Source organism: Nostoc sp. (genome assembly GCF_036917375.1).
Lineage (GTDB): Bacteria > Cyanobacteriota > Cyanobacteriia > Cyanobacteriales > Nostocaceae > Nostoc.
In genome coordinates, this window is the sequence record NZ_JBALDN010000090.1 from 47,747 (window position 1) to 63,035 (window position 15,289).

The 15,289-nt window shown below is 37.8% G+C and carries 12 protein-coding genes and 2 pseudogenes; 5 read left to right on the plus strand and 9 right to left on the minus strand.

All coding sequences use genetic code 11. The features are described 5' to 3' along the window. The first annotated feature begins 9 nt into the window (after positions 1-9). On the plus strand, positions 10-348 hold the full coding sequence (locus V7K45_RS23180) for a hypothetical protein (RefSeq protein WP_335007320.1): 339 nt from the start codon (positions 10-12) through the stop codon (positions 346-348). Positions 349-433: 85 nt separating this feature from the next. On the opposite strand, the gene V7K45_RS23185 is transcribed toward V7K45_RS23180, so the two are convergent. The 3 genes from V7K45_RS23185 to V7K45_RS23195 are packed head-to-tail and all read right to left on the minus strand — an operon-like array spanning position 434 to position 2,311. Beyond that, a complete protein-coding gene (locus tag V7K45_RS23185) occupies positions 434-868 on the minus strand; it encodes a PIN domain-containing protein (RefSeq protein ID WP_335007321.1) in 435 nt (144 codons plus the stop codon). Next, on the minus strand, positions 868-1,095 hold the full coding sequence (locus V7K45_RS23190; RefSeq protein ID WP_335007322.1) for a hypothetical protein: 228 nt from the start codon (positions 1,093-1,095) through the stop codon (positions 868-870). Before V7K45_RS23190 ends, V7K45_RS23185 begins: the two co-directional genes overlap by 1 nt. Positions 1,096-1,141: 46 nt before the next feature. Then, the gene (locus V7K45_RS23195) at positions 1,142-2,311 is read right to left on the minus strand and encodes a cysteine desulfurase family protein (protein ID WP_335007323.1); all 1,170 of its coding nucleotides are present in this window, start codon (positions 2,309-2,311) and stop codon (positions 1,142-1,144) included. A 226-nt stretch (positions 2,312-2,537) separates the two neighbouring features. Here V7K45_RS23195 and V7K45_RS23200 point away from each other — a divergent pair. Beyond that, a pseudogene (locus V7K45_RS23200) lies at positions 2,538-3,164 on the plus strand (phospholipase D-like domain-containing protein); the annotation flags it as partial. Between the two features lie 486 nt (positions 3,165-3,650). Continuing rightward, the gene (locus tag V7K45_RS23205; protein WP_335007324.1) at positions 3,651-4,955 is read left to right on the plus strand and encodes an ATP-binding protein; all 1,305 of its coding nucleotides are present in this window, start codon (positions 3,651-3,653) and stop codon (positions 4,953-4,955) included. A gap of 125 nt (positions 4,956-5,080) precedes the next feature. Here V7K45_RS23205 and V7K45_RS23210 read toward each other — a convergent pair whose 3' ends face one another. From V7K45_RS23210 to V7K45_RS23230, 5 genes are all read right to left on the minus strand, one after another. Next, positions 5,081-6,022 (minus strand): hypothetical protein, encoded by a 942-nt coding sequence (locus V7K45_RS23210; protein WP_335007325.1) that lies wholly within the window; start codon positions 6,020-6,022, stop codon positions 5,081-5,083. Next, positions 5,979-6,836 (minus strand): hypothetical protein, encoded by an 858-nt coding sequence (locus V7K45_RS23215; RefSeq protein ID WP_335007326.1) that lies wholly within the window; start codon positions 6,834-6,836, stop codon positions 5,979-5,981. Before V7K45_RS23215 ends, V7K45_RS23210 begins: the two co-directional genes overlap by 44 nt. 293 nt (positions 6,837-7,129) lie before the next feature. Continuing rightward, the gene (locus V7K45_RS23220; protein WP_335007327.1) at positions 7,130-8,071 is read right to left on the minus strand and encodes a DUF6262 family protein; all 942 of its coding nucleotides are present in this window, start codon (positions 8,069-8,071) and stop codon (positions 7,130-7,132) included. Beyond that, entirely contained in the window at positions 8,061-9,929 is a 1,869-nt protein-coding gene (locus V7K45_RS23225) for a tyrosine-type recombinase/integrase (protein WP_335007328.1), read from the minus strand. Before V7K45_RS23225 ends, V7K45_RS23220 begins: the two co-directional genes overlap by 11 nt. A gap of 4 nt (positions 9,930-9,933) precedes the next feature. Beyond that, complete coding sequence (locus V7K45_RS23230; RefSeq protein WP_335007329.1) at positions 9,934-11,016, minus strand: tyrosine-type recombinase/integrase; 1,083 nt, start codon at positions 11,014-11,016, stop codon at positions 9,934-9,936. Positions 11,017-11,139: 123 nt separating this feature from the next. Between V7K45_RS23230 and V7K45_RS23235 the strand changes: the two are divergent. Further along, a pseudogene (locus V7K45_RS23235) lies at positions 11,140-12,135 on the plus strand (DUF655 domain-containing protein); the annotation flags it as partial. Positions 12,136-12,213: 78 nt separating this feature from the next. Here V7K45_RS23235 and V7K45_RS23240 read toward each other — a convergent pair. Further along, entirely contained in the window at positions 12,214-13,290 is a 1,077-nt protein-coding gene (locus tag V7K45_RS23240) for a glycosyltransferase family 4 protein (protein ID WP_335007357.1), read from the minus strand. Between the two features lie 771 nt (positions 13,291-14,061). Between V7K45_RS23240 and V7K45_RS23245 the strand changes: the two genes are divergently transcribed. After that, positions 14,062-14,871 (plus strand): ABC transporter permease, encoded by an 810-nt coding sequence (locus V7K45_RS23245; RefSeq protein WP_335007330.1) that lies wholly within the window; start codon positions 14,062-14,064, stop codon positions 14,869-14,871. The last annotated feature ends 418 nt before the right edge of the window (positions 14,872-15,289 follow it).

Genomic DNA, 15,289 nt, shown 5'->3' on the forward strand with positions numbered 1-15,289 from the left:
AGTAGCTCATTGTTAAACCGAATCTATGGAAATCCTAGCAGTCCTGCCGAGGAATATGATGGTGACGAAAGGATTAATATGGTAAAGGCGATCGCCTATGGCCAGTTATTTCTTGCCGAAAGCGATCGCAAACTGCATAAATATCTTACTTACTCAGGAACTTGCACAAGAATTGCGATCGCATCGGAGACACGCTCAAAATTTTACCTATTTGTAAAAAACTGGGGTGATGCTTTCGGCAGCAGTGACATAGAGTGCTGCCTTTTCCTGTTCGTAGACGCTGCGCCAACAATCGGCAAACCCCTAGAACACAATGTCATTACACCAGCTAAAATATCACTTGACTAAAGTAGATCAGGATATGTAGAGAGAAGACAACGTAGATTGAAGCAGGAGCAATCGCCGATCGCACTTCTTCGTTATGCTGAAACGATTAATCCTGCGTCTCCTCAACTGACCTAAGCTGCTCTAATAGCTGATGCACTGATAAAACGGGTATAGCTGAATTGGAAAACCCTTGCAAATCACGAGTAACGATCGCCTCTAAACTCTGAGCAGCTGCACAATAAATTTGTACCGCATCCTCAAAATCAGCTAAACCAGACGCAAAAGCTGCTTCTAAAATAGCCCGATTTACAGAGCAAATAACCAAAACCGCCAGTATGGTTGAAACTGCCTGTCTAGCAAGTTCAATACTTTGAGTCTGTCTACGGGCGATGTAGAAAATATCAGTGAGTGTGGTTGCAGTCACGTGTCCAACCACTTGTCCAGAATCGATCAAATTAAATAGGGCTTGGGCATCTTGCAAAAATGGCTCTCGGTCTAGCAAATAATCTAGAATGATGTTGGTATCAATCAAAACTCTCATTAAAGATATTTCTCCACCCGACGCTCTTCTAGCATGGACTCCACCTGTTCATCAGTCGGCGCTGGCTGGTCGGTCTTCAATAAACCTTTCATCTGCTTGATGATGCGCGATCGCTCAGGTAGTTGGGTTGGAACATCTTGCAAGGATTCAATAATCGCACGGACGAGTTCAAGGCGATCGCTCGCTGGCAGTTGACGGGCTTGCTCTTTAAGCTCTTGCAGGGACATAGAAAACACTCCGACAAATGCTGTATCTAAATTTTAGTATGAGCTATCAACGCTTAACTAAAGATAAATCTGGTGTTAGCCTGTGCAAAACTTGCTTCAACACCATCACCGTCCAATCTATATCAGCTTCCGTCGTATCACGCCCCAATGTGATGCGAATTCCCCCCAAAGCGGCTTTTTCGGAATAACCCATCGCTAATAATATCGGGCTAGGGCTAAGTTTTCCACTGTGACAGGCAGCACCAGCACTGATACCGATACCTGCAAGGTTTAAATGTCGTACCAAGGCTTTACCGCTTAATTTTTCTCCATCGGCGTTTTCTAAGCACATACTCACATGATGAGGCAAACGATCGCAAGCATCCCCTGTAGGAATTAAACCCGGAATTTCAGCTAATTGGGCAAAGGCGCGATCGCGTAACTTAATCAACCGTGGTGTTTCTGTAGCTAATTCTTCGGCTGCTAATTCTGCTGCTACACCAAATCCGGCAATTACCGGTACTGCTTGCGTACCAGAACGCAATCCCATTTCTTGCCCACCACCGCCCAGTAAGGATATTAATTCCACACCAGGACGCACATACAGCGCCCCTACACCTTGCGGCCCATATATTTTATGACTGGAAAGGCTAAGTAAGTCTACAGGAAGTTGTTGCACATCTATCGGTAAGCGTCCCGCAGCTTGCACCGCATCTGTGTGGAACAAAGCACCATGCGATCGCACAATCTTACCCAGTTCTGCGATCGGTTGCACTGTCCCAATTTCACTTTGCCCGTAAATCACGGAAACTAAGGCTGTGTTATGTCGCAACGCCGCCTTTAAATCTAAGGGATTGACTTTACCTTTAACATCTACAGACAAGCGCGTAACTTCCCAACCCCACATTTCTAGAAACCGTGCTGTCTCAGAAATTGCGGAATGCTCAACGCTGGAGATAATTAGATGTTGAGGAACAGCATACAACCGAGCCACACCCATAATCGCCAAATTATCTGCCTCAGTGCCACCAGAGGTAAAAACGATCGATTCAGGACTGGCAGCATTAATTAAACCAGCAACTTGGACTCTGGCTTGTTCTACAACCGTTGCCGCCCGTTGTCCCCACTCATGTAAGCTGGAAGGATTGCCCCACTGTTGAGTGAGGACTGTTTGCATAACTGCGATCGCTTCTTTTCGAGTCGGAGTAGTGGCGCTGTAATCTAGATAAATTTGCATATAACCGCTAATAGTGAGAACACACGTTAGTAATAGACTGCGGATTTGTCAGTATATACAGTTTTTGTGGACAAATCCTGAAAAAAATATCTGTAATTTTACATCTAGCAGTGAATTTTTTCCTTGACTTGGAAACTTATTTCTCTACTTAATTCTGAATACAAAATTTTGGGAATGATAAATATATCCACTCCCAACCCACTTTTAACAGATTACAGTGCAACTTATCTCTAGACAAAGATATTTTTTATATATCTTTTTACTGATATTCTCTCTGACTGGTTGTCAACGAGTCCAGTCCTACAATCAGCGTCCAGCACCCTTACCACAAGACCCATTAATTCAAGCTTACTTTAACCATTCTGAGTCTTCAGAATACCAAGAAGCTTACCGTCAGCAAACTCGTCTGGGGGATGATTTAGAAAAACAGATTGTCGATGCTATTACGAATGCTAAATCTACAGTAGATGTAGCGGTACAAGAATTACGTTTACCCAAAGTTGCCCAAGCATTGGTTGATAGACAAAAAGCTGGGGTAAAAGTCAGGATAATTTTAGAAAATATCTATAGCCGACCTTGGAGTAGCTTAACATCTGCTGAAGTAGGTAAGTTAGATAAAAGAGAACAAGAACGCTACAACGAATTTCGCCAATTTCTCGATATTAACCACGATAATCAACTTAGTCCAGCCGAAATCAATCAAAGAGATGCTTTGATAATTTTGCAGAATGCCAAAATTCCCTGGCTAGACGATCGAGCCGATGGTTCAGCGGGTAGCAGCTTGATGCATCATAAATTTGTGATTGTGGACAATCGCCTCGTAATTGTCACTTCAGCTAATTTTACATTAAGTGTATTGTTATCTTTAGCTAAAGTCGTAAATTCAATGCCAGTCAAGCACTTTACTTTGTTGATATACAAACATAGTATGAAGTTAGGAATATAGTTCAAAACATATTTAAGAATTCAACCGTTGTCATACGCTTGTTGAATTTAGTTATACAGCAATCAGTACATCAGTATTATTTTAAGACCTAGATAGCCTATTAGATCACAGTTAATGATTAGACAAAACAAGCTTATAATGCTAGATATTTGTAGTAATTTTAGATGTCTGGTCTAAATATATAAGCTAATCTATGTATTTTTTGGATTTTAAAGTTTTCTCTTCTGTATTTTAAGTCTTACAATTTTGTATAATTATTTAAGAAGTTTTCCACATGATAGCGGTGTTTCGTTTATTTATGAGAATCTAACAAATTAATAGTTTTTATTACATATATATAAATTAAAACTATTATTAATTTTTATAAAAAGCGTAAACATAGTAAGTATACTTATGATAACTCCTTCATTTACCAAAACACAACTAGATGATATTGATCAACAAATAGAAATTAACAAAGCAGTAGCATTATCCAAATTTAGATTAAAGAAAGTTGAGCAAAGGTACTTTATGGATAATTTAGCAAAACAACAAAAAATAATTTTATTAGATAAAGTATTTACTCCTTCCAGACCAGTTATGACAAGAGAATTTTTCTTCGGTCGCTTTAATGAGATAAATAGAATTTTTAGCGCTATTAATGAAGAAGGAAAACATATCATTTTATATGGTGAGCGTGGGGTGGGTAAGACATCTCTAGCTAATTTTATGAACACTTCTACTCAATTTTTAGCAACGAAAGTTACTTGCAATAGATATGATACTTTTAATACTATTTGGAAAAGAGCTTTTGAAGAAATTTTAATGCCATTAACTAATGGGGAATGGGAAATAGATAACGTTTCTTCAGAACAAGTATCTTTGTTAGAAAATCTTTTATATGATAATGAAGAGATAGAATCATCTCCAACCGTTATTCGTATTTTAAAAAAGGTTAGCATTCCTATACTATTTATTTTTGATGAGTTTGATTTAATAGAAGACAATTTAACACAAATAAAATTTGCCGATACAATAAAAGCATTGTCCGATAATTTACCTAATATAACTTTGTTAATCGTAGGAATAGCCGATAATGTAAATGAACTTATAGGAAATCATAATTCCATCGAAAGATGTACTACACAAGTTAAATTACCAACCATGCCTGATGATGAATTAGAAAAAATTATTACTCAGGGACTAGAAAAACTTGAATTAACAATAGATAGCTCAGTAAAATCTCACATAGTAGAGCTTTCGCAAGGATTTCCTCATTACACTCACTTACTAACAAAGCATTCATCTAAAAATGCTATATATAACAACTCGAATCTTGTGAACAAAGACCATTTCAAAATAGCAGTTGAGGATGCTATTAATGATAGTTATGAAAGTGTTAAAGAATCTTATCGAAAAGCAGTTGCAACTGTGAAAAAAGAAACAGACTTTCGCGATATAATTTTTGCTTGTGCCTCAGTTGAAACAGATGAATACGGAACATTTAGACTAGCTGATTTACAAAATGTTTTATCTGAATTAAAGCAAAAACCAGTTAAACCACAATCTTATGCATATTATATTGGAAAATTATGTGAAGCAGATAGAGGAGCTATTCTTCAACGAATAGGAGTCAAAAACAAATACCGCTATCGATTTCAAAATCCTTTAGTAAAAGTCTTTGTTTTACTAAAAAATTATAAACCAATTACAATATAGTTAACTAATAAAAAAACTAAATTTTATGGATTTAAAATCCTAGTTTATATTTAGAAAAATAAAACCAAAAATTTAAACAGGGACAGAACACAAAATGTTCAATCCCTGGTGTCAAAATTTTATGATCAACTTACTCTATTTTTATAGAGTTCAAGAACATTGTCCAACACTTCAACGGGATATGTATTAACTTCCCCGTGGCGTTCATCTGGAATTTTTTTAACTAAACAACCCTTCTGGCGACAAATTTTACTAGCTTGAGTGCCTAGACTTTGCGCCTCCTTTTGAGAAACTTTAATTCGATTAATGTTGCAGTAGCCACGAATAGTATAGTAATTAGATGTACCGTTTAAGGTTAATGCATCTAATTTTGCTTCTATAGCTTCTGTACGTCTTTCTTGCTCATTTAAGCGAGACTCTATGGAGCGTACTTGTATGCCTTGCTGCTCACATACTGTTGTTAATTTCGTGAGGTTTTGAGTAAGTAGATCAATCACTTGTTGATTGTAAATAGGCTTTTCGGTCATTCTTGATAACTGACGGCTTTCAGTATTTCTTAATCGCTCCATCACTTGCGAAGTCATTCTGGCTGATAAGTCACGAACTCTATCAGTCTTTGTATTAACTTCGTGCTTTGATACATGACTTAAATCAGCATGATTGTCTGAATTCATATTACAAAGTTCTGATTTTTGGAATTTGAGCAAATTCCTGCAAGTTTCTGGGAAATGGAATGAATTAGTAGACAATTGTTCTTGGAGAACAGCAACCTTATTGTTGCAGTCAACTTTGTAACTGCATCCATTGATCAAAGGATAAAAAAGATATGCTTTATTTTCTTGTTCTTCTCCAAGAAATGCTTCTCTATAAGTCAAAAGTTCGAGCTTAACTAAGTCCATTGCATACAGTAAGCTTAGATAGGTAGATAAGCGAACTCTTTGTCCAATTCTCTTAGCTGTGATACCAGGGGATTTCCTCACTTCTTGCAGTATTAAAATTAACAGTAATTTACTACTGTTTTTATTAGCTTTTGTCAGGATTTTTATAAGATAGCTTTTGCCGAACAAGCAATCTTACTCTTTGTACCAATTCCTCTCTGGATTCTTTATTGACTTTTGGTATATTTATCTGAGAAAACTTTTGCTCAAGTTCTGTTACACGAGTATTAATCTCATCAACTTTTTCGTCAAGAATTTGTACAAAAGTCTCAGTAAGCGTCTCAATTATATTTTTTGATATATTTTGAGATGCCTCATCTATCATTTCTAGTACTTCGCGCATAGTTACCATTGAAGATAATTCATCAAAATTCACTTCTGGCAGGACTTCGCTACTCAAATGATCCTTGTTTTCACTTTCTGAATCTTCATCTGTACTAGCATCTTCCTCAGAAGAATTCTGCTTGCTGCTATTCTCTTCTGCGTTCTTTGCACTATCTTGCTCCGCTACTATCCCTTTCTCAAGGCAATACCGTTCGTAGCTTATCCCCTTTTTTGACATTATGTCTTGAATTAATAACAGCCCTTTATCCAAGGGAATTAACTCAGTGAAATAATAGATAAAAGAGTAGGCATTTTTTACGCCTCTTAATAATGGTATCTCTATGCCACTAGCTTCTTTTTCACGCAATCGACGGAGACGTACAGATAAAGATGGATTAGACATTTTCAAGTACGACATCACATCCTTTACATCTATACCACGTCCGACAAGATTAGCTAAGATTATGTATTCTATGATTAATAAATCAATCTTATCTCGGCTATACAAAATAGCCATGATTCTATTAACTAATTTTTCTTGACCGCTATTAGCTTCAAATGACGAATCGATGTCAGAAGCTTGACTTTTAGGAGCTTTTCCGTTTACAATTGTATCCATGCGAAAGCAGCCTCCTGCCGCTAAATAGTAAGAGGTAAAACTTAAGTGCGTAAGTTGAATGTAAAACCCAATACTCTGTCTAAAGTTTCCTAGGCTCAGTCAGTTTATGGGTTTTTACAAAACAACTTTTTAAATTAGGATAGGGCAAAAAACCCTATCTTAATTTTTAGCATAGTCTTATCAAAATCACAATCTTTTTTTGCTTCAAGTTATTTACTTCGTTAGCCAATGAGCAACTTTTTTTGTTTCAGCAATAATAAATTTTTTAGGCTTTTGCAAAAAAAGATGATTGATCAACTCATTTTTCCTAATCCATCTAATGGGTACTCAAGAACTATTTGATGAAATGGAATCCATTCACCATCCGCTGTTAAAACGTGTTGAACACCTTCAAGTTTGGTGGCAGCGCTCACTAGTCGGCAAGAACTAGCAATTTTGTACCATTCATTAAATACTTCTTTCTCTGTCTTATTTTTGTGTGCATCAGATGGTATCCATCCTTCCTTGATTGCTCTAGCTAAAAATCCTGCTGGATTTGGTACTTCTCCTTTAGACTGAGCTTCTTTCAAAGCTTCAATCGCTAAGAGTGTTACTTCTTCAGGGGTCGAACTAACAATTTTTTTTAAGGTAGGGTTCAACTTAATTGAAAGTGCTTCTAGCTCTACTTGGATTTTAGAACTGGTACTAGATGAAGGTTTGGGAAGATTAAGTAGTGTTCCTCTAAGCTTTTTGTTATCTGAGTGATGCTGTTGCTGTGAGGAGTTTGTCTGCGGCTTGAAATTTTCAAGCTCTGCCTCAGCACTAGAAAGTAATTTTGTTAATCGCTCAATTTCTCGGCGTTGCACTTCGTTTTCGTCTACCAGCGCTCTCTGCCGTCCGTGGATTGTTTCTAAATGCTCTCTCAATCCTTTATTTTCTGCTTCAATTTTTTGCAGTCGTTGCTTAAGAGCTTGATACTTAGCATCTTTGGAGGCATCTGTTACTTTTTGCTCTGGAGCTACCAGCTTTTGTTTCTTAGTGCCTTGTTCTCTGAGAGTTTCAATGCGACTTTTTATCGTAGGTTCTTTGTAAAGCCAAGCAGTAGAAACGCCGGCCATCTCAGCAACTGCCTTAAAATTGATTGGGCGACCTTCCTTGTTTAGCTGCTGAATTGCCGCATCAGCCCTCTTACGAGCTTCCTGCTTTTTCTTTTGGGCATTTTGGCGTAAACCCTCAACGTTTCTTTCATGCATCATCTTGCCCTTCCAATGACGTGATAATAGCTTGCAAGTTATCTTTGACCTTCAGATTCATTTCAGTTTGTCTCTGCCAGCCTTTTGCAGTAGCCGTTTCAATGATTTGATTTGTCTGCTCTAGTTGTTTTTTGTGTTCATCCAAAAAATCGATGGTTGTACGAAAATGGACGCAAGTAAGACAAGCGTTTGCATGTGGGCAAGAACCTGCAACTATAGGAAGGGCGCAAGTACCATTTGGTAAAGCTTGACTTAAAATATTCTTCTTAATCCATTGCGACTCTGAACTGATAGATCGCGCATCTTCGGATTCAACTACTTTGCCCATAACATTTACAACTTTGCCTCTGAACTTCGCAAACTCTTCTTTGAGTGTTTGGTCATGAATATAGGCATAGCGAGATGTCATTTCCGGTGATTCATGTCCTAGATATCGCTGAATTATGTGTTGAGGAACACCATTATTCGTCATTCTTGTGCCTACCGAATGGCGAAACTGATGTGGTTGGAAGCGCCAAAGCTTGCCGTTGATATCACAAATATTTCTGTCGTGACCCAACTTGTTTAAGGCATGATTGAAATTACCCTGCTTTACAAGACCTCCTTTCCCATAAGGTTTTGGGACAGGAAATAGATAGGGAAAATCAAATCCCCATTCTTCAATTACAAAACATTGTTGCTCTTGAATCACCGCAACAACTTCTCTAGAAATTGGAATTGTATGTTCCTTTTTCATCTTGTACTGGTAGTAACGTAAAAACCAGTCACCGTGAGCATCTTGTATTAGACAATCAAACGCCAACTTACAAAGTTCACCAATTCTCATCCCACACTCTTGGATAATCAATGTCATCCGCATATAGTGAGGTTGTAACTCTTCGATATGCTGGTTTAACTGACTCAACACTTCTTCCGGGATGTAGCGAGGAAGAGGTTTAGAAAGGCGGGGAAAGTCTTCACTGTAAATTAAGCGTTTATCGGGGAATGCAGCCCAGCCTTCTCTGGCGCATAATTCTAAGAATGTTCTGATACAACCAATGATCCTATGTCTTGTATTAGATGCTAAACCTGTTGCTGGTAACTGACTAATAAATTCCAAAATGATTGGTCTATCAATTTCAGACGGTTGCAGCGAAGGGTGATAGTGAGCAAGGAATGCTGAAAAATCTCTTAGTGTTGATATTCTATTAGTGCATTCGCCGGGAGAACAAATAGCTAAACTGTATCTAATAAACTTTTTTACTGCCTGTAAAAACCAAGGTTGGCTAAATTGTTCAAAATTCAGCTTGTAGTTAGACTTAGAAGGGTCAACTTCAACGCCTAGCTTGCGTAAGTCCCAAACTTCTTTCTCGTACTCTTCACGCTCGTCATAGACATTTGCTACCAATTTATATATTTGACGAAATATTATAAGAGTAGGGTCTTGAATCAGAAAAAGATAAGCTTCTTTAGTAGTTCCAACTCTTTCAGCAGTATACTCACGTAATTTTTTATTATTTACCAAGTAAGAACGTAAAGACAACTCCCACCTATCCAGACTCTTAACTATCAAAGATGCCTCATGAGGGGCAACAGTATTTAGCCAATTAGCAATGTTGGTTATGTTTGCTTTCTTTGACCAAAGTGAGTTGACAGACCATTCTTTCTTCTCTAACTTTTGCCAACAGGCATATTTTAACTCTGTGTTAATTGATGTAGAAGTACAGCCAAATATAAGGTACTTAGCTCTAGATGGAATCGCATTACCATCGGATAAAGGACACTCAAAAATATCCCATTCATCTCTCATCCAAAAACCCTGCATCTCAGACTCTAAGACTAATTGTTTAGAGGCTGACCACTGAATTGGTAGCGCTTCCATAATTTTATTTTTTGCGATTGTTCAGGTAATCTTTATAGGCTTCTTGCATATCCTCATTGCTTAAATGGGTATAAGTATTGAGGACAGTTTGTACTTGTGCGTGTCCTAATCGTTTTTGAACGTGAGCAGCGTCCCATCCTTCGCGAATTAACTCTGTAGCATGGGTATGCCTGAAAATATGAGAATGTACACTGATTCCTGTTTTGTCACTTAATCTACGGAATAAATCAGCAATAGCGTTGTATTTCATCGGTTGTCCGATTACACCATCCCATAGATTTACAAAAACATAATCACTTTCACATTCGTCAAATTCATTGAGTAAATAATCGGTATACATCCCCATTAGCTCTTTGGAAATGTGAATGTTATAACTTTCTCTAGTTTTTGCTCTAGCACCATTAACATTCCCAACTCTTGGAACAATCACAATTAGGTTGTCCCAAGAGTGAATGTCCTCGTGCCTTAATCCCAAAGCTTGTCCTATTCTCATTCCACTTTCATAGAGCAAGGCGATTAAAAACTTATCTCTAGTTCGTTTACAAGCATTAATTAACTTGCCTACTTGTGAATTCGTTAGAGTTTTAGGAATACGCTTTGGTTCTTTAAGTTTAATCAGCTTAGTTCTAACTGGCTTGCTCTTATTAATGTGGTGCAGAAAGCCTTTGTACCGCCTTCCAGGTTGCATCTGAGAAGCATAAATTGGAATACTTTGTACTGTGCCTAATCGCTCTTGATAATCATAAAGCATACAAACGGATGTGACGATCGCATTTACAGTCGCCTCAGTGCGCCTAGATTGTTGCTGTTGCAGAGATGTAATTCCAGGCAAGGGATTCCGCAAATAATTTACGAAATCAGCTAAATCAGATATTCCAATTTTTGTCCAATCCCTGCTAGTGTCTCTCAGAAACTCCCAGTAAAGTTTGAGATGATAAGCGTAAGACCTGATCGTATTCGGCGATCGCTCTATGCTTTCTAAATAACTTATAAACTGCTCAATTGGTCGAACAGGCAAGTAACCATCACTTAACACTGACCAACTAAACTGATCGCTGTTAGGAAGACGTATTCTTTGAACTTTCACGCGACTTATCAGAGATTAATTACATTGTAGAAAGGCTGGATGATATTATTCTACAATGAATTGGATAATAATTAATATTGTTGTTGTTTACTTTAAAGAATTGTTTTTAAGAGCTATTGTTTTGATACTTCTGGTGATTTTACAAATCCTAGCAGTTTAGGCAATGCGAATAACTTATTGCAGATTGACAGCCCAGAATTAGCATCTTTATTTACAGAAGAATTTAACATTATGTGGGGTGATGGGCCGGGAGGTCAACCAGATAGTCGATTTGGTTTGAAAAAACCGATACGTTTACCTAAAAAAATAACTTTGGGTAACACCAAAATAACTGTGCAATTTTCGCCTACTTCTCCAAGTCAACCTTGGAGTAACAGTAGTAATGGTTTAATTGGTAAAACTTTAGATTCAGCAACCAAATCTATTGATATGGCGTTATTTGTCTTTTCTGAACAGCCTCTTGCCAATATTTTAGAAAAACGCCATCAAGAAAATGTGCAAATTCGCGCTTTAATTGAACCCCAATTTGCTTATCGTCCTTACAGCGAAGCCTTAGATATGATGGGGGTTGCTCTGAGTAACAAATGTAAATATGAAATTGACAATCATCCTTGGTCAAATCCAATTACTACCGTAGGTGTACCTGTATTACCCAAAGGCGATTTATTGCATCATAAATTTGGTGTAATTGATAGTCAAACAGTAATTACGGGTTCTCATAATTGGTCAGATGCTGCCAATAATGGTAACGACGAGACGCTTGTAGTGATTGAAAACCCGATAGTTGCCGCTCATTATGTGCGAGAATTTGCTCGTCTTTATACCAAAATTAAACCAGGCTTGCCACCAGCAATTCAAGAAAAAATCAAATTAGAACAAACACGATGTCCTCAGATAAAAACTTCTTCATCAACTGAGCTACAAGCGATTCAAAAAGTCAATATCAACACTGCAAATTTAGAAGAATTAGAAACTCTCCCTGGCGTGGGTAAGAAGTTAGCACAGCGAATAATTATTAGTCGTCAACAGCAAAAATTTACATCTTTACAAGACTTAGAAAGAGTTCCAGGAGTGAGTGCTAGAACTTTAGAAAAATGGGGCGATCGCGTAACTTGGTAGGGATGCACAGATGTGCTACCCTACGATGTCCTGTATTTTAACTAGTTAAAAACATCTAAGATTACACAAATGCGATCGCTAGCTAGCTAAATCAACTAAACTGCGGAAATGCCCATTCTGAGAAAATCGTTCTGCGATTATTTGTTGATAAACTGCCTCATAGCCATCAGTCATGTGCTTAACGCTAAAAAAGTTTTCGACATAGCGACGACAGGCATAACGGTCTAACTCTACGACGCGATCGATCGCACTGACGCACTCTTGAATATTATTGCAGAGGAAACCCGTCTTACCGTGGGAAATTACCTCTTCAGTAGACCCCAACTTCATCGCAATCACTGGCGTACCTGAAGCCATTGACTCTACCATCACCAATCCAAAGGGTTCCCGCCAAGTGATGGGGAACAGAGTTGCTACTGCACCTCCCATCAGGGCATTTTTTTGAGCGTGGTTGGCTTCACCCAAATACTCAATTTGCTCTCCGTCAATATGTGGTTTAATTTCCTTCTCAAAGTATTCCACATCAACGACATCTATCTTACCCGCCATTTTTAAATGCCAACCAGCAAGTTTTGCAATTTCTATGGCTAAATGCACTCCCTTTTCTGGAGACATCCGACCTAAAAATGCTAGGTAAGGAGGATCTTCTGGTTGGGAGTGAAACTTATAACTGCTAACATCAATCCCGTTGTAAACCGTCGCTATACAGTTCAACCCTAATCTTGGTTCTCGTTGTGAATTGGAAATACTGACGTAGGGTTGTTTTTTCCCAAAACTAAACATCTTTTCGTTATCAGGGGTAAAAGTACCGTGCAACGTGTGAACTGTAGGAGTTTTTACTAGATTTGCATAAGGCAGTGCCCCATACCCGATATGGGAGTGAATAATATCAAACTCTTCTGCGCGTTCATACACCGAAGCTAGATTTAGCATCTCGTAAATGCCGTAATCTTTGATAGTAGGATCGAGTCTGAGGGCGCGGGGATGAACTGAAATTAGTTTTGCCAGACTAATCGAATCTCCCGATGCAAATAAAGTTACTTCGTGTCCGCGCCGGACTAATTCATCAGTTAGTAACCCTACTACTAACTCTATACCACCATAAGCTGGAGGTGGAACTCTTTCCCACAGTGGAGCTAATTGAGCAATTCGCATCATAAACCTCCTAAAAAATCAAACTTGAATTAGAAGTTTTTTATTTCTGTTATTTTAGTGCTTGTAATTGATTCACTTCGCATGAATAAAGTAGCTTCAGATACTAACTTCTTAACAATTCCTTTTAAATCTTATGCTGCTATTTCTATATTTTTCATCTATCTTAGTACGGAAATTACCCACTCCTTAAGAGGTAAATACACTCTAGCTTATTGTTTTTTGATGATTTGGTGCAATTTTAAATATAGACTTTTTTACAGCCAAGAATTTCCTAAAATCGTCAAAAATCAAGTTAAATGCTGATAATAGGCAGAAAAAGTCGGCTATTAGCTATGAATTATCTGATTTACAAATATTAATTAAAAAATAATTCATGTAGATACTCTTTGGGCGGCTTTCCGTACTCTCAATAATCATCTGTAGCCACCTAAAGGTAAAGTCGGTAGCTTGAAATCAGAAGCGGCAATTTTTCTTATAAGTTCTATCCAAGTTCTTAAAGGTAGCAATTAACTATTAGACATCTTCACAAATTAAATATGCGTTATCCAGAACCGTTATAGAAACATAGCAGTGCTACGTGTCTTTTTCACCAGATGTCTAGGACGAAAGTTTACTTACTTTATAACCTGTTGCTCAGAGCAATTTATCTGATTAATTGAGATGCTATTGGATTCTCTACTAGTCAAAAAGGAGAAAAGATAGTTAAATCATTGACTTATTACATAAAATATGATATTTTGTATTGCTATCTAAGAAAAATCATATATAAACGTGAATATCTCTTCATCTATCAAAAAACCGCGTGTCTCATGGCAAGCGGTTTTCTCACTGCTGATATTTGTGTTCATGTACCTGCCTATACTGGTACTTGGCTTTTATAGCTTCAATAAATCGCCTTACAGTGCAACTTGGCAAGGATTCACTCTCGATTGGTATCGCAAGTTGTTCAGTGACGATCGCATCTTATCGGCTTTGCAAAACAGTATGATAGTTGCAGGTTGTGCTGTGGCAATTTCCGCAGTGCTGGGAACCTTGATGGCGGTTGGGTTGGCACGTTACGAATTTCCTGGTAAGAAATTGTATCGGGGTATTGCTTATCTACCATTGATTATTCCCGATATTGCGATCGCAGTGGCTACCCTAGTATGTCTAGCAGCCTTTGCAATACCTTTGAGTTTGTGGACGATAGTTGCAGCCCATGTGGTGTTTTGTCTGGCTTATGTCGGACTTGTGGTTGCTTCCCGGCTGACTAATTTAGATCCGCACTTAGAAGAAGCGGCACTAGATTTAGGCGCGACACCAACCCAAGCTTTCATCAAAGTATTGCTACCTCAATTAATGCCTGGGATTATCGCTGGTTGTCTTTTAGCTTTTGTTCTTAGCTTAGATGATTTTCTGATTGCTAGTTTTACTGCTGGTAGCGGTTCTAACACCCTGCCAATGGAAATTTTTAGCCGCATTAGAACCGGAGTTAAACCTGATATTAATGCTCTGAGTGTAATGTTAATTTTAGTATCTGCGATCGTTGCCCTTGTAGCTGAATTAATTCGCGCTTCTGGAGAAAATAAAACTTTTAAATAAGAGTCGCAATTGGCAATAAAAGTTATGGGGAATTTGGTTCTTGATGAACTTTTTTGGATAGCGAACAACAGCTATATTAAAATATCAAGCGCATTACGGCAAGCCTAGCGCCTGAATATTATGGCAATATGCCGTACTTTCTGCTAACACAACGTCATAGTATAAATAAGTAATACCAATTGTAAAAAAGAATGCGACAAATATAACATTTGTAGAGACGCGATTCATCGCATCTTAACCCAAGTATATGTTGCAATCATTAATTTAATTGGTATAAATAAACATAATTTATTCATCCTTATGCCCTCGTGTGAAAGATAGTTTTAAACACATGAATAAACTTCCGTGTTCGCTTCTCTACATAACTGTTTTCAATTAGATAATATTGGGGCTAACTTTGGAGAAGATGCTATTTCCC